A 19782-nucleotide genomic window follows, 5' to 3' on the forward strand; every position below is an offset into this window, starting at 1 on the left:
GATACTATTTTTTAGCTTGAGCGATTACTAAATTCATGGAGACTAAAAAACAGCCAGATTCATCCAATTGGTTCAGTGTTAGCTGGAAATCGTCATATTCTGCTTGACTTAATTTACCCTTTTCACACATCTCCAATAGTATTTTATCCAAAAATAAATAACGGCTAGCTTCTTCCCTAGAGCGTGTTACCATATTGAATGTTTGCAGTTGAACCTGTTGAAATCCATTTGCAAGGAGATCTGTTGTCAGTTTGTTGCCTGCCCAACCGTTATTGACTTTATCTTCTGTCAAGTAATGACATATTTTAGCCTCTATATCCACATGTTGCGTATAAAAAGTCAGGCTATTCCATATTGTTTCTACAATAACCAAGGGTTGCCCTTTGCGCAATATGCGATAGACCTCCTGAAACATGTTTTGCGGAGCTGTCAGATGCTGAACAAGTCGCTCCATCCGTACGCCCGAAACGCTCTCATTCTCAAAACCAAGCTGATATACTTCGCCCTGTACGAAATTGACGTTGCTGACGCCCTTGCTCCCCGACTTGGCATGATCGATCAATACAGCGTCATGGTCAACGCCAACGACCTGTACATTGTTTCCTAACATATTTGCAAGGTTAACAGCGTCCATTCCGGTACCGCAGCCCAGATCGGCAACAAGCCCTTCTTTGATTATGTTGAAAGGGCTATAGGAATGTATTTTTAGTTGCTTGAGAAAGTCTCCGGTGTCCTGTAAATAATTGGCACCATAGTGTTTAGTATCCATTACAAAATATTTAGATTACGATGATCTGCTTTGAGATCTGCCGATGTGTGTTGCAAATTTTTTATGACTTCGTCAAGATCCCAACGATCTAAATTGGGAATGTCTATTTGATAGTGAATTTCAATTTCTTTCTTTCGCAAGGTCTCTATCCGGACAATATTGGAATTGCTTCGGAGTGAAAATATTGCCTCCTTGTTTTCCTGATCGGCTTCGGTTAATGTATCCAGATTTCTCATGATCATAACTGTTGCCAATAAATCCAATTTGGGATAGTAAAAAGTTCCATTGTTACCAACGCTGGTATCTATCCGATAACCGACACTCTCAGCCAGTTTTACTGTGTATGGAGCACATAGTGCAAACAGGGATTTGATCCCGATCTGTGTACTGATAGCTGCTCCGGCTCTAGTGAGGAAGATACTGCCGATGCCATAGCCTGCGATCTCACGGGAGTTCCATAGACCACAGCCTTCTCCGGTACCGTGAAGTGCGTAGTCGTATACTAAATCGTAGATACGTGCATCCATAGCGCCTGTAGCCTGTTCTATCGGTAGTGGTTCACTCCCTCCAGCAGCATGTATCCGAACTCCTCCATATACCTTCTCACCGTCAAGTGACTCTACAATAAGGACGAATGATGCCGGATTATACATCCAGTCATTTTTGGATGAAGTAACTTTCTTGACACCTATTGCTGTCAAGACATGGGCATGCCCTTCTATAAAACGTTCACAGGTTTTAGGATCGTCGATAGCACGAAATGCTCTTAGTCTAACTACCGGACGTCCCTCGTTGAATAATAATGCCACCGAAATGCTCTAATTTATCGTTGAAACACAAAACTAATCAATAAAAAGCAAAGCTGTTTATAGGTTTATCAAATAAACAGCTTTATGATCTGCCTTTTACAAAAAGAGTATCTTTCAGAGAAGAGCTATGTAAAAAGAGCTTTAAACAGCTCTATAATCGCTATATCAACGTTTTTGTAAACTATTGTTATGGGTAGGTTCTGTCTTTGACAGTTGGGTAAGGAATTTTTGGAGGGGGCTACCAAGTAGCCTTAGCACTCTAAGTGGATTACCATAAACAACGAGTACGCCTGCCATGGCAGATCTTCAATGGGCTGGAGCTTGCTGGCATATGAGCTTCGCAAACCAGCAAGTTGTAGTCGCTATAATTGGCTTGAAAGTCTCTCCGCGAATGAAAAGTACAATATGAAATGATGAAATTTTAGTAAATTGTCGCTGATTATGATCAATTTAATCTTTTGGTTAAAGCAGGGGCAACAGGTCATTCCGGGGATATTTTCACTCCAGCGGTCGCTGCGTTATGCTTTTTTGCTGGGAGTATCCTGTTATCTTTTTTTAATTATTTTTCAGCCTTTTGGTACTTATAATTTCGAAGGTTCTAGCAAGTACTTACTATTAGCCGGTTATGGGGTTATTTTCGCCTTATCTTATCTATTAACTTCGGCCTTGTTGTCCAATGGGAAGGAATGGACAGTAAGAAAAGAATTCCTGCGTATGCTGTTGGTATATGTATTAGCCACGATATTGAATTTTCTGTATAATAGTTCGGTTGTTAGTCAAGTGCCCATGCAATGGATTAACTTGCTATATATGGGGCTTTATACCCTATCACTTTATGTGCCCATTGGACTGATCTATTTTTTAGCAATTATACATACAAATCTGGCGAAACCTACTGTTCATGGCTCGAACTCTGCGCCTCAGAGACTGGCCTCTCTGGTACCGACGGGTTTATCTGAACCGCTTATACCGAACTCCGTCTCTCAACCCGCTGTTTCTCTAGATCTTGTTTTGCCGATACAAGCGAACTTACTTGAACAGCATATATCGAACCCCATCTCTCAGAATTCAGCTTCTCCGATTCGGATGGACTTTACGGATCAGCGTGCTGTTGTTCCTGATGACAATGCTATTGTTTGTGTTGCTAATGGAAGTCAGCTTTTATATTTTAGCCGAAAGGATTTTATTTTTGCCAAATCCATGGATAATTATTGCATAGTCTATTTCTACGAAGGTAATAGGGTAAAAAAGGAGATCGTGCGTATTACGCTAGGGAAGCTAGCCGAGCTGCTGACAGGTGCAAATGTCCACCGTTGTCACAGATCATATCTGGTTAACTTCGATAAGATCCTGAGCAAAGAGGGCAATGCGCAGGGATTTCTCTTGCGTTTCGAGGATATGGAGGAGTATGCTTTCGTGTCCCGTTCGATGCTCCATTCGGTAAAACCCTACTTAGTGAATTAATCTGCTTAATAAACTCTAAGCTGCTGTTTGCCATTCGTCCCTAATCTTTGCTATCCGCCACTTATTTTTGTCAGTCCTGAGATTGTCCTATAGTTTTGTCCCAAAAAGTTATGAATCGCACAAATTTGAATTTATTTGTTTTGTTTTTGTTTTTCGGGGTTTACTTTGGTTTGGATCAATTATTCTTTGCTTCTGTCCATTCCAAAATGACCAGCCTCCTTCACAACAGAACCTTGGGGCATATATCAACCTATGGACTTAGCTTACTCCCTCTGCTCGTAGGAGCATTTTTACTTCGCCCAAAAGATCAGGACACCCTGATTTCTAAATTTGGTTTGAATGGATCATTTATTTCGGGGCTAGCTATCGGCGGGCTGGCAACACTCCCGATGTTTATCGGGTATGCATTTAAGTTTTCCTTGATCAAAGAACCTGATTTCAATTCTTTGATGATTAATACTGTATCTGCTGGATTTTTTGAAGAGCTTATCTTTAGGGCTTATTTTTTTGGTCTTGTTTATCGCTATACGCGCTTGGGTTTTATACCCGCTATCCTGGCGACGTCTTTCGTATTTGCATTACTGCATTTATATCAAAGTCAGGATCCGGTGGAATTGGCCCTCATTTTCACAACAACATTTTTTGGATCAGTATTGTTTGGCTGGTTGTATACCGAGTGGAAGTTTAACCTCTGGGTTCCCATTGCTTTACATATCCTGATGAATCTGGCTTGGATGCTCTTTGATGTCGATGATACTGCCGCTGGGAACTGGTACGCGAATAGCTTCCGCTTTTTGACGATCACGATCGTTATTACATTGACAGTAATTAAGGCAAAAAGAATGCATGGTGGTCTTCAGGTGAATCGTAAGACGCTTTGGCGAAAAAGCTAAAATTATTGTGGATGAAAAAGACAATAATTGCGGTGGTCGCTACTCAAATAGCGATGAACCAAAGCTGTTGGCTTTTTGATATTTATATCGGGAGGTAAGAACCCCTGAATACCAGTATTTTTTTTCGGCACAGGAATCGCTATCTTCACCCTTATGAAAAGACTGCTATTTTTACCCCTGTGTATACTGGTCGACGGGACTATTTCCATAGGAATGTCAGGCTGCGGTGACGGTTCGAAGAAGACGGGTACCCAAAAGGGAGATTCTACTCAAATGGATTCGGTTGTGGTCAAGAATACTGCTGTAGCGGAGAAATTTCCTCCATTGCCGATCAACTATGATCAGACAAAGGTCTTGAAAAACCTCTATGTGATCGACCGTGCTGGTGTGGTGTTACGTCAGGGCGCGGATGAAAGTGCTCCGACACTTGGAAAGTATCCTTATGGTACAAAACTGGATGTAATCGCTGAGGAAGGTGAGTGGATTGCTGTGATGGATCGTGTTCAACGGGATTATAAAGGGGCTAACGGCGAAGCCAATGATGTAACACGATGGGAAAAAGTATATGTGGCGAAATCTAAACTGGGCAAACAGGATAAAATTACAATATCACCCAAGGATTTAAATATCATTGTCTCACAGACGGTGAACGGAAAAGAAAGCTATTACGAAAAAGGGCATCCTTTGGATAAATATCTTCTTGTGGAATTGATCGATGAACAAACGTTTTTAGCGGCCCGAAATACGGCCAAAAATTATATGATCAAGGATACGCTGTCCTATACTAAAAATGGAAAGATTCTGGAATTACCGCTAGAAAATGGGAAAAAGCTGACTTTTACAGATAAAGATATCGACAATGAGCTGGAGTCTCGCTATTCGTACATGGGTCATTACGATTTTCTGAATGCCTTTGCCGTTGCGGGAAACTATTGGGAAAGTGCTGATGTACGCCTTTTTGACCGAAAGGATGGACATCTTATCGTGGAATGTGGTGATTATCCCTTCTTCTCTGCTGACAAAAAATATCTGATGACTTTCCATGCTGATCCCTATGAATCGACAGGTGATCTGCAACTCTTCCACGTGAAACAAGGGAAAGTAATCCCGATGATTTCGGTAAGCTTTAAAGAATGGATGCCGACCTGGAAAGAGGAACTGTTATTTTGGGGTAAAGATGGACATATATATACCGCGGCCAACCATATAAATGGTTATTGGGGCGAAGAAGGATCCTTGAGTGAAAGGTCTCAATTTATCAGAATCAAGCTGCTTGAGCATTAAAATTGTCCTAAACGGGAGTTTTGTCAATTTAATTTGCGGATACCGAGCCGTATAGGTACTATTTTCTGTTTTAAGTAAAACTATTCCGGAGTGCGCCTGTTGTATTCCATAAAATAGATTATAGTTTGTAATTTAGCTGGATGAAACTAAAAGCACTGTCGTTAATTGCCGCACTATGTTGTTCATTTTCGCTAGTAAAGGCTCAGAGGAAGCCTTTACAGGAACATAATAGATGGATCTGGGGGCCTTCTGTGGGGTACCAATATCAGAGCGGAAATTTCTTGAAAGTTTCAGGTTGGGGCTTATTTGCACCAAATGACTTCCAGTATATGAAAATAGATGCTGGTGCCAATTTTAGCTGGATGGAAAACAAAACGACGGTAATTCCGGAACTGGGGTTTACGTATTACCTGAATGACTTTGTCCTGTTCCCATTTGTCAAAGCTGAGTTGACACCCTATACCATTACTCCTAAAGTTGGAGCGAGTTTGTTTTCAATTGTCGACTTGGGTATAGGCTATGGATTCGATTATAATACAAAGAAAAATTTCAAGCCAATAGATGGTTTTACCATATCTGTAGGTGTGAATATACCATTGAATTTTCATCTCTATTAAATGATGAGTCATGCAAAATAGAAATATACTTTGGGTAGGTTGTATGGTTGTTTTGCTGGCTTTTGGAAAAAAGGCAGCAGCACAAGACCATTTGATTGGTCCGACCCTGAGCTATCAGTTCCAAAAAGGGAGTATCATCAAAACAGGAGCTTATTTTGCATTTCCATTTATAGGTGATAACATCTTGCGGGCAGATGCCACGGCCAACTACACCTGGACTCAAAAGAAATTTGCGGTTATTCCAGAAGCGGCGCTAACATATTATCCGCAAAGCTTTGTGCTGACCCCATTTGTCCGCACGGAAGTGACACCTTATACCTTCACCCCTAAAGTCGGGGTTAGTCTAGCGACGCTTTTGGATATTGATTTTGGGTACGGTTTTTCCATCAAAGACAAAAAAGATTATCGGCCAATGAAGGGATTTGCCGTGTCTCTGCGATTCAGTATTCCACTGAATTATAGGCTCAATATGTAACCTCTTCCACTATATTCTTCTTTTCCTTGCCGCTAAGTGATCGTTCGATGACGTGAGCCTGGATCCTTGTGTGTGATTTAATAGCTTCACGAACAGTAAATTGTACGCTCAATCCTAGGTTATTTATCGAGCCAATTTTTGAAAGCAGCAACTTTCTCCCTCGAAACGATCAATTCGTCAGATTCATAATGCTTGAGGTATATTTTTAATCTCGCATTGGAGTGTACTGCAATGTTTTTGATAGCATCAAATTGCACGATAGCACTTCGGTTGATCCGAAAGAAATCTTTGGGCGATAATTGTGGGGTTAAGGCATCCAGTGTTTGGTCGAACAGATAATTCCCATTTTCATTGGTATATAAATAGGTGCCTTTGTTTTCGCTGTAAATGCACTCGATCTGTCGGGTGGTCACAACCTTGAGGCTCTGGCCGATCCTGATGGTAAAACGCTCTTTAAATGTTTGAGTGGTATTTTTAAATAATGCCTCAAAGGTAGCTAGATCAAATGGAGAGACTGGACGCCTAAACTGCAGAAACTTTTCAATCGCGTTTTCCAGTTCTTCATCTTCAATTGGCTTTAACAGGTAGTCGATGCTGTTTTGTTTAAATGCCCGTAACATATATTCATCATACGCTGTCGTGAAAATAATGGCCGAACTAGGTTTTATCTGCTCGAGGATTTCAAATGATATGCCATCAGCAAGTTGAATGTCCATAAAAAGTAGATCAGGTTCTTCATTTGACCTAAACCATTCCATCGATTCTTCTACGGTCTGTAGTGTGGCTGACACCGTGTACCCGAGCCCTTCCAATTTTCTTCGGAGCAATCTTGCGGAGGGAAGTTCGTCTTCTATGATTAATATCTTCATCGTATATCGTCGTTCTCATTGATCGTCTGATCCCTGAGTGGTTTATTTATTTCGCATTCAGGTCATACCTGCCTGCTTATGACATTTAATTGCTACTGGTATTTTCTTTGTTTTAATTAATGGTCTCTTGGACCGGATTGATCCTTGTCGTCAAATGTTACTGCATTGACTTATGTTTGAATTAGCTGGTTTTCATGCTACTGTTTTGGCAATAATAGGCAGCCCCACAGCGAATAAATCAGCGCTTTCCTGAATGTAAACAGGTTGATCGGACAATAATGCATAACGCTCCTGGATATTTTTCAAACCGATGCCAGAGTTGCTATTGAGCACTTTCTTTTTTTGTAGATTGTTCTCAACATATAAATAATCGTTTTTACGATAAATCTTTAAAATCAGTGGGCTCTTTAACGAAATAACATTGTGCTTGACTACATTTTCGATGAGCAATTGAAGAGAAAGCGGTAAAATAAAACCACTGCTCTCGTCTTCAGAAATATGTAGATCAATCTGGATACCTGCTTCAAACCGTAGGCCCAGAAGGTTCAAATAGGCTTTTGAAAACCTGAGTTCATCCTGTAAGCTAACAAGACTCTTGTCCTTGTGTTCCAGTACATAGCGGTATATCCTTGACAGGTCTGTTGTAAACAGGCTAGCCTTTTTGGGGTCCTCTTCAATCAGCCCGTTCAGCACATTTAAGCTGTTGAACAGAAAGTGAGGGTCCAATTGGTTTTTTAGAGATTCGAATTGGGCTGTTATTTGTTGTTTTTCCTGCTCCGACTCTTTAATCTGATAGTCTTTGAACCTTTTATAGAAATAGAAGCCAAAAAATAGCATTGAAATAAACCAGGAGATAATCGTAAGTTGAAAGTAGTAAGCAACACGCTGCTGATTAATAAAATGATTGAAGCGCTGGAGAAAGTCTTTGGAACCAGTCGGGATAAACAGACCCGAAAGAAAAGCATTCACTAAAAAAACGACAAATATGGTCAAGATAAAGCTGATGCCATAAAAAACAACCATTTTTTTTCCAAAGTCTTTACTGTTTGGGTACTTATCCGCCACCCATTTTGATAGATAGCCATGACTCAGAAAGAGAAAAAAACCATACAATAAACCTCTGACCATATTAGGGTGCAAGATGATCGATAACAAAGGGACATCTTTATGATCGAGTTTGGCTACAACTACAAAATAGATGGAGACAACCACACTTGCTAATATGGCCTGAATAATGGCTTTAAATGGAAATCTCTTCACAGCAATATTATTTGCACTCTTTCAGTATTTGTTCTGCCCGGTCTTTACCCCAAGATGGAGAAAAGGGAACAGTCACTTTTTCTTCATTGAATAAAGATAGTGCTTTCTTGACATCCTCACATTCTTTACTGCTGTCCTGATTGAAATATTTTTTTGCGTTCATCTGGAATTCAGCTAGCCCCAACATCGCGCGTGGATTACTAGGTGTGATTACCAATGCTTTTTTATACAAACCAATGATGATTGGTGATAGCTCCTTGGCTTTTGTCATGGGATCGGTTACCATTAATGCGGTTTTATTCATTGCTCGCAACACAAGCCATTCCGAGTTATTGTCCTGCGTACTGTTATTCAGGATGTCTTCGGCAGATTGTATGTATTTTGCCTGTGTTTCTTTGTTCTTTTCCCTGAAGGCGGCTGTCGTTAGGATCATTGCCTGATAATAGGTCGGAATCCAATTGTCTTTTTCGGCTTGGGCAATACGCTCCAGTAGTGCAGATGCTTTCTGTATCTCTCCAGACTGCCATAAACCCATGGCTTGCCCCATACTTTTTTCGTAGTTGCTTTGTGCAAATGTGCTGCTGCTTATGAAGCAGATAATGGCGATAATAATTGATTTCATGATCTTTCGTTTAGTAGTTAACATTTTTGATTCTTCGATAGCTGGTTCATATTTTGTTGAACTCCAGTGAAATTGCGGATAGCAACTGACAAATGGGAATAATTTTGGATGAACCGGCATATTTTGATGATGAGTTGTTGATTGTTATAGATTATCCAGTTGATTGTCTTTTTCATTTTTACTTATCGTCCAGAAATAACCCAAAAAGACAAAGCGTTTAGCTGTAGGCACAATAGCTCTACGATCATAAATACCCTGTGTATTTGGTCGGTCTGCATATTGATATCCATAGATCGGTGAAGCTCCGAGGACATTGCTGACAGAGAAATGGATAATTTTTTGTTGACTGTAGAGGAATGACCAACTCATAGATAGATTATTATATCCTTTGGTGCGGCCATTCATAAAGTTGGTTTGGTTAGGATCGTTGTAATTTCTTCCTGAGACAATCGAATTTGTCAAACTGAGCTGTGAACGGAGGCTTGCAAACCAGTATTTTCCAACAATAAAAAGGCTATGCTTATAAACATAAGAGGGAGTAACTGTATGGGGATAGTTCGCTTCATTTCTTTTGCTGTCTGTGTAGGAGTATGAAATCCAGTATTGTAGATTCTTTACGCTACTGGTGTTTTTGTAAAATACATCAAAGCCTTTGACTTTGCCGTTGCCATTGTTGTCATATTGACTGTCGTACCTTGCTGTTTGGCTGTTATATTTTATCAGGTTGTCGTATGTCTTATGGTAGGCTTCCAGACGCAACAGGTGTCCACCTTTCTCGTAAAAGTAATTTGCGATATAATGTCTGGCGGCTAGCCAATCCAGCTGAGGATCATATTTTAAAAATGAGCTTGGAGCTTGTTGATGAAACGTTCCATAGGCCAGCGAGAGCTGAGTATACTTGTTCAAAGCGTAGCCCAAGGATGCCCTTGGCTCTATTGTTTTTTTGCTTTGTAAATTGGACGTAGTCCCCCGTAGGCCGATCTTTCCAATAAGGTTAGGTAATAGGCCAAAAGTGGTTTCGGTAAACAATGAAGTCATTTTGCTATGGTATCCATAGCTGTAGGCAAGTTCTTGACGATGGTATTCTTCCTTGTAATTGTTGTCAAAATATTCTATTCCCCAAATGCTTTTTATACTGTTTTTCCAGGTTTTTCTTAGTGTCCCTTTTAGATGAAGGCTCTTTTCGTCGTTGGGCAGGTAAATATCACTGTGATGGAGCTTGTCTGTCAGATAGCCTATTCCAACGCCTGAATGGAATGCCCAGCGATTTCCTAGGTCTTGACTATAGGTGATGTTGGCGTAGCTATTGTTGGACTTCTTTTTCAATGGGATAGGCTCTTCGTAATTGATGTCGGATTGGTAAAGCCCCATATTCTCAAAATTGTACGCCCCATAAATATTTAGAAAACCTTTTTTAAACTGATGGCGATAGATCAGTTCTCCGGAAGCGTTTTCATAGGGCTTGGTCCATCTGATATCGGGGGTAATGATTTTTGAATAGGGCTTTAAGTTTGTATAGTTGCTGTTGAATGTCAGTGAGTTTTTACCCCATTGTAATGTATGTCCTAGACCTAATCCTACCGAGGATAAAGAAATTTCTGTTTTGGGCTGTTCAATAGTGTTTTCTGTACTAAGGGCCAAAATGCTGGATAAGGCATTGCCAAATTCCGCAGAATAACCTCCGGTAGAAAAATTGACGCCCTTAAAGAGCATTGGCGAGAAGCGACCCCTGACAGGAACTTCATTTGGGCTTGCGGTATAGGGCTGTGCTACTCGTATCCCATTGATGTAAGTCTGTGTCTCGGAGGCATCTCCACCGTGAACCATGAGACGGCCGTTTTCTCCCGCAACTTGTGCTCCCGGTAATGTTGCCAAAGCGCTAATGATGTTGCCCATGCTTCCTGCTGTCGTGACGATGTCCAAGGGGCTCATTACCGTGTTTTTGCCTGAGCTGTTGGCTTGGAGGACCCCTGCCTGAATACTGACCTCTTGCAATCGATTCTCACTACCCTGCAATTGAATGATCAAAAGTTCCTTATATGGTAATTCAATAGGTTTGCTATACAGTGGACGACCTACAACGGACGCTTTGATTGTCTTGGCACCCCGCTCATTGGTTTCAAAAGTAAAATTTCCGAGCGAGTCTGTTGTGCTCCCATCGTAGGTGCCTTCTATATAAACATTGGCTAAATAGATAGGTTTACCATTTTTCTCTACTACCCTGCCTTTGAGAATAGACTGTGCGAAAATGGTGGTGGTACTTAAAAATAGTAAGGTTAATAACAGCTTCATTGTATTGACTTTTATCCAAAAATGAAACAGAGCAATTGCTTCCACGAAAAAGAGTGGATGAAATGTCAAAATATGATGATGAAATGTCGTATTCCGATTTTATGCTGTAAATTAATGCTTGAAATGAGAACCGATCGTGATAACGAGTGGTGTAAATTAAGTCACAAAAAAATGCGAATTACCATTTTAGATGACTATCAAGATGCTGTCCGACAGCTGGATTGTTTCAAAATACTTGATGGTCACGATGTTCAGATATTGAAACAATCCTATACAGATCCAGCTCAGCTGGCCGAAAAGCTTAAAAATACAGAAGCGTTGGTGCTGATCAGGGAGCGAACGAAAATCTCTGCTGATCTGCTCAGCAGACTTCCAAACCTCCAGCTCATCAGCCAAACCGGTAAAATTTCCAATCACCTTGATCTGGCGATTTGCAGTGCTTATCAAGTTGCTGTTGCAGAAAGTATGGGATCCCCGGTCGCACCTGCCGAACTGACCTGGCTATTAATTATGAATGGTTTGAGGAAGCTACCACAAGCGATTGCTGGAATGAAAGCGGGGCAATGGCAGACGAATATTGGTCAATCCGTAGCGGGGAAAACGATAGGGATATGGAGTTACGGAAAGATTGGGCGCCGGGTTGCCCAGTACGCAAAAGCATTTGGCGCGCAGGTGATTGTATGGGGTAGCGAAAATTCTCGGGAAGAGGCAGTAAAAGACGGATTCTTAGCAGCATCAAGTAAGTCGGATTTTTTTCATTTTGCGGATGTGGTAACACTGCACCTGAGGTTGGTGCCAGAAACCAGAGCTATCGTAAAGTTGGAAGATCTGCTTTCCATGAAACCATCAGCACTATTCGTAAATACTTCGCGTGCGGAATTGGTTGAACAGGGAGCACTTTTGGATGCTTTGATCAGTGGGACACCAGGCGCTGCTGCGGTTGACGTCTACGAGTCAGAACCTATTACAGACTCCAATTATCCATTGTTGCGGATGCCGAATGTGATTTGCACACCCCATTTGGGCTACGTTGAAGAAAATGGCTACGAACAGCTATTTAAGTTGGCTTTTGAGAATATTGTTGCTTTCGCACAAGGAGTTCCACAGCATATCGCCAATCCGGAGGTGTTGCAGGGTTGATGGGAATGTCTATTGATAGATGGTTCGTAAGCTAGGAAACTGTCACTTGCAATGCTATTCTCTGTTTATAAGCGGATCAAAAGATTAGGAAATAAATGTTCCTGTTGCAATGTGATAGGTGTCAAACCAAATGTGTATTATTGATTGAAATCAAATTGTCCGAAAGTAAAAGTACCCCCTCGGTAATTGAAAATTTAAAGGAAAGGCTGTTTGGGGATTAGAGCAGTATTAATGAAAAATGGGCTGTCCTTCCTTTTGTGAGGACACCCGCCTAAGTGTTTAAATGAAAAATTTTACGAAACTTGATCAACCGACTGGACGATCCATCTACTTGGATGGAAAGGAATACCTTTTTTTTGGAGGAACCTCCTATTTAGGGTTGGCGACGGATAATGAATATACCGAACTCTTCATCGAAGGGTTAAGGCGTTATGGTGTTAATAACGGTACTTCTCGCAATAACAATGTACAGCAAGCTATATTTGACAAAGCCGAGGAATATGCGGCGCAGCGATTTGGATTTGAGTCTGGATTATTGCTGTCAAGCGGTTACTTGGCGACTCAATTTGTTGTCAAAACGTTGTCGCAAGAGGGAGAATTGCTCTATGCACCTGCTAGCCATCCTTCCTTGTGGCTTGACGCAAACCCAGTCGTAGTTGGCGATTTTAGGGATTGGAGCTTCCATACTGTCGATTATATCAATAAATCCAAAGAAACATCTTTTGTTATTGTTAGCAATAGCCTAGATAACATGAAGCCTGAAAGGTATGATTTTTCGGTTTTTGATGAAATTTCGGATGCTAAAAGGGTTACCCTATTGCTGGATGATTCCCACGGAATCGGTGTGCTGCATGAAAATGGCATTTCACTGGTGGAGCGTGGTTTTTTGAGAGAAAATATAGAGCTGATTGTCGTGGCCTCTTTGGCAAAGGGCTTAGCGACAGACGCGGGCCTGATTTTGGCCAGCCAGAAACGGATAGAACAGCTTAAAAAATCAAATTTTTATACTGGAGCCTCCCCGAGTTCCCCAGCGAGTCTTTATGCTTTTGTAAATGGGGAGCAGATCTATCGTAAGCAATTTGAGAAATTGCAGGCAAATATTCTTTATTTCGCATCGCTTTCAAAAGGATATTTAAATACCATCGCTAATTTTCCGGTCTTCTCTTCCAGTGATATTAGTCTCTATGAAAGGCTGATGGAAGCAAGTATATTGGTCTCTAGTTTCCCTTATCCCCTTCCTACTGATCCATTATTGAATAGAATTGTTGTCAATGCACACCATACTCGGGAGGATTTGGAACGTATTAGTCATGCAATTGGCATATCTTGATTTTTTTATGACATCCAATGAATCAACTTGTTGTAAATTAGGAAATTGTTGTTAATTTTGAAACTTATTTAGCGGTTTGCTCGATGTGAAATCTCGTTAATTGATTGTAAATGTTTGGCTTTTGGAAGCTTATTTATCAAAAAAGTGTTTAAATAATTTCCATTCCTCATTTTAAAACAATACTTTTGCATCCCCAAACATTAGTTGGCTTAAGGGTTGAAAAATAAATAATTACAGTAAAATAGATATGACTAAAGCAGAAATTATTGCAGAAATCTCTAACAAAACTGGCTTAGAGAAGGTAGATGTTCAAGAGACCGTAGAGGCGTTCTTCAAAGTTGTCAAAAACGCAATGATCGGAGGAGAAAATGTATATGTAAGAGGTTTTGGTAGCTTCGTAGTCAAAAAAAGAGCTGAGAAGACTGCAAGAAACATTTCAAAAAATACAGCAATCATTATTCCAGAGCACTTTGTTCCTAGCTTCAAGCCAGCTAAAATTTTCGTTGAGAAAGTAAAAAACGGCAATAAATAATCTTAAAATAGATTAAAATGGCAAAAACCAAACAAATAATAGTCATAGGAGCAGTAGTAGCCTTGGTTGCTGTGCTATTTGCACAGCCTATTAAAGGTTTGGTGGACAAAGAAAAACAAACTGCTGCAGCATCTGAATCGAAACCTTCCAATGAAGTAAACTTGGAAAATATCTCTTCGATGACAAAACAAGGTTTAGATGCTAGTTTAGTCAAAGAAATTTCCGATATTGAGGCCCAAGTTGCAAAAGCTTCTGGTGAAGATAAGATAAAGCTGTTGCAACAGTTGGCAAATAAGTGGGACGATGTCGCAAAACCAGCCCCTCAGGCATTTGTGTATGAGGAAATGGCAAAGGTTTCTCCTCAATTTGAATATTGGTTGAAAGCAGGTAATGCTTATCGTGCTGCTTATACTAATTTGCAAGATTCTACTTTAGCCCAAGCTCTTAATCAGAATGCAATTCATGCGTATGAGGCGGCGCTAAAAGCTAATTCAAGTAGTCTTGATGCAAAAACAGGATTAGGTGCCGCAATGGTATCAGGAACAAACAATCCAATGGCAGGTATTGCGCTATTGCGTGAAGTTGTTGCTGCTGATCCGAAAAACTTAGAAGCGAATAAAACTTTGGGATTGTTTTCATTACAGTCCCGTCAGTTTGACAAAGCCATCGAGCGTTTTAAGACCGTTATCGATCAAAAACCCGATGCAGAGTCATACTTTTACTTAGCCACAGGCTATGAAAATATTGGGATGAAAAAAGAGGCCGTAACTGCTTTTCAAAAAAGTAAAGAGCTGGCAGCTGATCCGTCCCTATCACAATTCATCGACCGTAAGATCGGGGAATTGAGCAAGTAATTAATTTATTATTTTATAATCATTAAAAAATTTAGCTATGCCAAGCGGAAAAAAAAGAAAAAGACACAAGATGGCTACTCACAAACGTAAAAAACGTTTAAGAAAAAATAGACACAAGAAAAAATAGTCTTGTGTTAAGCTTTTAAACATCTTGGCCCATTTTGCTGAGATAGCTTTACGAAACGATCTACATGTCTTTATGGGTGTGTAGATTGTTTTTTTCGTAACAACGTTCTTTAAATGTTTAATCGGATACCAAAAATTGCGATAGGATATTGCATAGGTATCAAAAATGAGTAGCTTTTGGTAAAGGAATTAATTATCGATTCAACTCCTGATAAAGGGGTAACTATTGCTTTACTACAAGACAAGCAGCTTGTTGAACTTAACCGCGAGCCCGCAAATAACAATTTCGCTGTCGGAGATATTTATCTTGGACGTATCAAGCGGATTATGCCGGGACTGAATGCGGCTTTCGTAGATGTAGGCTACGAAAAGGATGCTTTTCTACATTATCTAGATTTGGGTCCACAAGTTCAATCTTTGCTAAAGCTTACACGTATAGTAAAGAATGGCAGTTATCAAGAGAAACTGCTCAATAGTTTAAAACTTGAAAAGGATATCGATAAAGCTGGTAAGATCTCTGATGTCTTGAGCAAAAATATGCTCGTGCCAGTACAAATCGCCAAAGAACCCATCTCAACAAAAGGACCTCGTCTGAGTTCAGACCTTTCAATTGCAGGTCGTTTTGTCGTTTTGGTCCCTTTCTCAAGTACTGTTTCCATTTCCAAGCGTATCAAAGGTAGTAATGAGCGCAACCGCCTCAAAAAGATTGTCGAAGGAATTAAACCAGCTAATTTTGGTGTAATCATCCGTACAGTCTCTGAAGGAAAGGGTGTCGAAGAACTACAGCGAGACTTATTGGACCTGATCTCAAAATGGGAGCTATTTACCAAACGTCTTCGTAATGCTGAACCACCGCAAAAGGTTCTCGGCGAAATGGATCGTGCATCCACGATTCTACGGGATATCCTAACGGATGAGTTTTCGCATATTTATGTTAATGATCCTTCGATCTTCGAAGAAACAAAATCATATATACACGATATATCTCCAGATCTGGAGAAAATTGTAAAACTTTACAAACATAAAGAACCAATTTTCGACCATTTCGGAGTTGAAAAGCAAATCAAGGCAGCTTTTGGCAAGACTGTTACATTGCCGGGTGGTGCGTATCTCGTTATCGAGCATACCGAAGCTCTACATGTAATTGATGTCAATAGCGGTAACCGTTCTGCCAATAAGGAGAATCAGGAAGATAATGCATTGCTGGTCAATATGGAAGCAGCAAAAGAAATCGCGCGGCAACTGCGTTTGCGTGATATGGGGGGAATTGTAGTCATCGATTTTATCGATATGCACAAACCCAATCATCGAAAAGAGTTGTATACGTTCTTAAAAGAATGTATGGTGTCGGACAGAGCGAGACATACGATTTTGCCACCAAGTAAATTTGGTTTAGTGCAAATCACCCGTCAACGTGTAAGACCTGAAATGAATATTGTCACAAACGAGAAATGTCCTGCTTGTGATGGTACAGGTGAAATCCGATCAAGTATTGTCCTGATGGATGATATTGAGAATAATTTGAGTTTTATTCTTCAAGAACAGAATGAGAAAAAGGTGACCTTATGTGTTCACCCATACATAGACGCTTACATTAAGTCTGGTTTGATTTCTAAAAGAATGAAATGGTTTATGAAGTACGGTAAATGGATTAAAGTAAATCCAATGACGTCATATTACCTAACTGAATTCCACTTTTTCAATGCGAAAGATGAGGAAATCAAGTTATAATAGAAAGAGATTAACGAAAAGGGTTAGTAGCAATACTAACCCTTTTTTGTTTTTATAGCATGTAAGTTCTTATAGGGATACCTATTTGATATAATAAACCCCTCTTAACAGCGCCGTTCTTCCCCGAAGTTCATAACGATTCTGAGACTGTATATTTGCCGCTATGGAGTTAGTTTCAAAACTTTTTATATTAGCTAGATTACGGATATCCAGCTCGAAATCCATCCCCCATCTGCTATATCTTGTCGTGATATTGCAGAATAAATAATTTGTATTTTTATAATCAGGCTGTTTATTAAAGAGGTGTTGGAAGTTCCATGTTAATTGAACAGATTTTGCAATAGTAATGGGAACGTCTAACGATTGATTGATAAAAAGAAGACGCCGATCGAGCGAAACATTTCCTTGGGAAGAAATAGACCAATTGATCGATCCATTATAGTTCAATGCAATAGCATTGGAAAATTTTTTGTTAAAATTAGGTTGTATTTCATAAGACGTAAAAGAAATAGGCAGAATCTCATTGTTGAATAATTGATCGTAGTTAGAACGTTTCCAATTGAATTTCAATTTGAATAGCGCTCCCAATTTGAAGAAATATTTATCAAGACCAATAGATGCAGTATAAGTGCGAATTAAATTTTCTCTTGATGTCAATTGTGTTGCAGTCAATGAGTCCGTAACCAAGGTGGCAATAATATTGTTTGTAGATTGCTGTCCATAACCCAGGGCGAAATGAAAAAATAGTAATTTAACCGATTTGCCTAATTTATAATCCAATAGAAAATCATTGTTTCTGCTTTCGGGACTAGCTGAGCTATTGTAAGATCTTGTTCGATAATTTTGGATAATCAAACCTCGGTAAACAGCATCTATGTTGCCCAGATTGTTACTGTTTTTATAGGAAAAGGAGATTTCATCATCGTAGCCAATACGGTATCGTGCGCGAAAGTTTGGCGTGAATTGAATGCGATTTTTCCGATTATTAAGTTGATAATGGGGGTCTTCAAATTGGGTGTGAATAAAGGCAATGGGCAAAGATAAATTCGAGCTAAAGCGCTCTTTGCTCCATGAGTACTGTGCATTAAACTCACTGGAGGTACGTAGCCAATTCATCCCATTTATAGTTGAATCAGACAATGGCAACTGGACATTGTCTTCGCGAATCAATTCTATGTTAGAAGAAAGGCGTTGGTTTTCCAATGCGAAATTTGCAGTATAGTACTGCTGTATTTTCCCTTTGGGTATGCGATATCCTAGTGCTGCAGTCGTGTTGAAGGTCGGTACGTTCACATGTTGGACTATTTCATCAAATATGATGGGATAAAAGAGATCATTGAATGCTTCGGTAGAACTGTTTAGTCGCTGCGGCTTTGAATAATATTTGCTTAACCATTGAAATTGGATAATAGCTCCGTTTTTAAGCTCCGGTACATAAATTAGATCATTGCTTATGTTCTTAGACGTATGTAGAATCCGATTATTAATGGGAATCGTATTTGATATAATGCTGGACTCAGCATCTCCATCATTTATGCCCATTGATAGGGAATTTTTAAAGTAGTAATGGCTCGCATTCTTCTCGGCGGTTAGTTGCGCTACCGCTGCTTTTGTTTGAATCTTTGAAATCTGAGTTTCATAGAAGGATATATCACCCTGTTCGGCATAATAGGTGTTTTTTCCCTCATAATGAATATTGTTTTTATCATATAACCCTTGGATATTTGTGCGTAATGACCATTCTTTTTTAATTGGTTTTGACAAATTTATGTTTAATAGTCCCGTCTTATTGCGCAGATAATCCTTTTTTTTCAATGGTGGATTACCGATTGTTCCCAAAGAAAGTAAGTTGTCAATTTTCTCTTGTGATCTAGTTTCTTCGATATTGCTTGCGAGGTCCTGGCCTATGTTATTTGCTTCTATGGTATTTAAAAATTTAACCTTTTTGTTGAATAACATGGTATTTAATGCTCCTTCATATTGGTTTGGTAGCCCCAAACCTAACAAGGCCTTTCCGGATATCTTAAGCTTGGCTTCATCCTTTATGACGAGATTTAGTGCAACATCATCACTATACCTTTTGTTTTTGAGTACTTTTATATGTTCATGATGGGATATGATTTGTACATCTTTAACCATATCCAGTGATATTGATCGGGTTCCGATACCATATTTTTCAGCCAGCAAATCGTCACCATCAATATAAAAGTTTGATATCGACTTTCCTTGGTATTTCACTTCACCATTTTCAAGGACTTCCAGTCCGGGCATTCGCTTTAAAACATCGCCAATACTCCTATCATTTGGATCGGCAAATCCAGATACATTATAATTGAGCGTATCTCCTTTGCGTACGATTTTGGGTGCGCTCTTAACTTCGACCTCCTCCAATAGAATATTGGATTGTTCTAGGGTGATCTGAATCTGTTGTAACCGGCTTCCGAGCTGTTGTTTGAAACGTTTGTAACCGATGTGATTAATCTCTATATAGGCATTCGTCAGATCCTTAGATGTTGTCATTTCGAAACGGCCAGAGGCATCTGTTATTTTGAAAGAAATTATTTTTCCATCAGCAGATTTTAAGTTGACGCTTGCTGCGCGAATACCTTTCTGATTTGTGTTATCAAGTAAGGTTCCTGAGATCTGTTGTTGTCCATAACAAAAATAGCCGCATAGCCAAAAACTGACCAACAGCAAAAAGTTGTAGGGCATATC

At 39.8% G+C, this 19782-nt stretch carries 17 protein-coding genes; 10 read left to right on the top strand and 7 right to left on the bottom strand.

The window, feature by feature from the left end; all coding sequences use genetic code 11:
* Positions 1-4: 4 nt before the first annotated feature.
* Both DFQ12_RS22660 and DFQ12_RS22665 read right to left on the bottom strand, forming a co-directional pair.
* Entirely contained in the window at positions 5-769 is a 765-nt protein-coding gene (locus tag DFQ12_RS22660; protein WP_120261338.1) for a methyltransferase domain-containing protein, read from the bottom strand.
* The gene (locus DFQ12_RS22665; protein WP_120261339.1) at positions 769-1578 is read right to left on the bottom strand and encodes a hypothetical protein; all 810 of its coding nucleotides are present in this window, start codon (positions 1576-1578) and stop codon (positions 769-771) included. Before DFQ12_RS22665 ends, DFQ12_RS22660 begins: the two co-directional genes overlap by 1 nt.
* Positions 1579-2019: 441 nt before the next feature.
* On the opposite strand from DFQ12_RS22665, the gene DFQ12_RS22670 reads away from it, so the two are divergent.
* From DFQ12_RS22670 to DFQ12_RS22690, 5 genes are all read left to right on the top strand, one after another.
* A complete protein-coding gene (locus DFQ12_RS22670; protein ID WP_120261340.1) occupies positions 2020-3042 on the top strand; it encodes a LytTR family DNA-binding domain-containing protein in 1023 nt (340 codons plus the stop codon).
* Between the two features lie 110 nt (positions 3043-3152).
* Entirely contained in the window at positions 3153-3935 is a 783-nt protein-coding gene (locus tag DFQ12_RS22675) for a CPBP family intramembrane glutamic endopeptidase (protein ID WP_120261341.1), read from the top strand.
* Positions 3936-4088: 153 nt separating this feature from the next.
* A complete protein-coding gene (locus DFQ12_RS22680) occupies positions 4089-5219 on the top strand; it encodes an SH3 domain-containing protein (protein WP_147420465.1) in 1131 nt (376 codons plus the stop codon).
* A gap of 140 nt (positions 5220-5359) precedes the next feature.
* Positions 5360-5836, top strand: coding sequence for a hypothetical protein (locus DFQ12_RS22685; RefSeq protein WP_244211824.1), 477 nt, complete (start codon positions 5360-5362; stop codon positions 5834-5836).
* A 10-nt stretch (positions 5837-5846) separates the two neighbouring features.
* Positions 5847-6311: a hypothetical protein gene (locus tag DFQ12_RS22690; protein ID WP_120261343.1), complete on the top strand. Its 465-nt coding sequence runs from the start codon at positions 5847-5849 to the stop codon at positions 6309-6311.
* 119 nt (positions 6312-6430) lie between these two features.
* Here the strand turns inward: DFQ12_RS22690 and DFQ12_RS22695 are convergent, their stop codons facing one another.
* From DFQ12_RS22695 to DFQ12_RS22710, 4 genes are all read right to left on the bottom strand, one after another.
* Entirely contained in the window at positions 6431-7180 is a 750-nt protein-coding gene (locus DFQ12_RS22695; protein ID WP_120261344.1) for a LytR/AlgR family response regulator transcription factor, read from the bottom strand.
* A 192-nt stretch (positions 7181-7372) separates the two neighbouring features.
* The gene (locus tag DFQ12_RS22700) at positions 7373-8440 is read right to left on the bottom strand and encodes a sensor histidine kinase (RefSeq protein WP_120261345.1); all 1068 of its coding nucleotides are present in this window, start codon (positions 8438-8440) and stop codon (positions 7373-7375) included.
* A 7-nt stretch (positions 8441-8447) separates the two neighbouring features.
* On the bottom strand, positions 8448-9062 hold the full coding sequence (locus tag DFQ12_RS22705) for a hypothetical protein (protein WP_120261370.1): 615 nt from the start codon (positions 9060-9062) through the stop codon (positions 8448-8450).
* 144 nt (positions 9063-9206) lie between these two features.
* Complete coding sequence (locus DFQ12_RS22710; RefSeq protein ID WP_120261346.1) at positions 9207-11354, bottom strand: TonB-dependent receptor; 2148 nt, start codon at positions 11352-11354, stop codon at positions 9207-9209.
* Positions 11355-11477: 123 nt separating this feature from the next.
* On the opposite strand from DFQ12_RS22710, the gene DFQ12_RS22715 reads away from it, so the two are divergent.
* The 5 genes from DFQ12_RS22715 (at position 11478) to DFQ12_RS22735 (ending at position 17067) form a co-directional block, all read left to right on the top strand.
* The gene (locus DFQ12_RS22715; RefSeq protein WP_244211825.1) at positions 11478-12494 is read left to right on the top strand and encodes a D-2-hydroxyacid dehydrogenase family protein; all 1017 of its coding nucleotides are present in this window, start codon (positions 11478-11480) and stop codon (positions 12492-12494) included.
* Positions 12495-12777: 283 nt separating this feature from the next.
* Complete coding sequence (locus DFQ12_RS22720; RefSeq protein ID WP_120261347.1) at positions 12778-13824, top strand: aminotransferase class I/II-fold pyridoxal phosphate-dependent enzyme; 1047 nt, start codon at positions 12778-12780, stop codon at positions 13822-13824.
* A 247-nt stretch (positions 13825-14071) separates the two neighbouring features.
* Entirely contained in the window at positions 14072-14356 is a 285-nt protein-coding gene (locus tag DFQ12_RS22725; protein WP_028071165.1) for an HU family DNA-binding protein, read from the top strand.
* Between the two features lie 17 nt (positions 14357-14373).
* A complete protein-coding gene (locus DFQ12_RS22730; protein ID WP_104384819.1) occupies positions 14374-15210 on the top strand; it encodes a tetratricopeptide repeat protein in 837 nt (278 codons plus the stop codon).
* Between the two features lie 303 nt (positions 15211-15513).
* Complete coding sequence (locus tag DFQ12_RS22735) at positions 15514-17067, top strand: Rne/Rng family ribonuclease (protein WP_077436961.1); 1554 nt, start codon at positions 15514-15516, stop codon at positions 17065-17067.
* Between the two features lie 81 nt (positions 17068-17148).
* On the opposite strand, the gene DFQ12_RS22740 is transcribed toward DFQ12_RS22735, so the two are convergent.
* Entirely contained in the window at positions 17149-19779 is a 2631-nt protein-coding gene (locus tag DFQ12_RS22740; RefSeq protein WP_120261348.1) for a peptidase associated/transthyretin-like domain-containing protein, read from the bottom strand.
* Between the last annotated feature and the right edge of the window lie 3 nt (positions 19780-19782).

The organism is Sphingobacterium detergens (genome assembly GCF_003610355.1).
GTDB lineage: Bacteria > Bacteroidota > Bacteroidia > Sphingobacteriales > Sphingobacteriaceae > Sphingobacterium > Sphingobacterium detergens.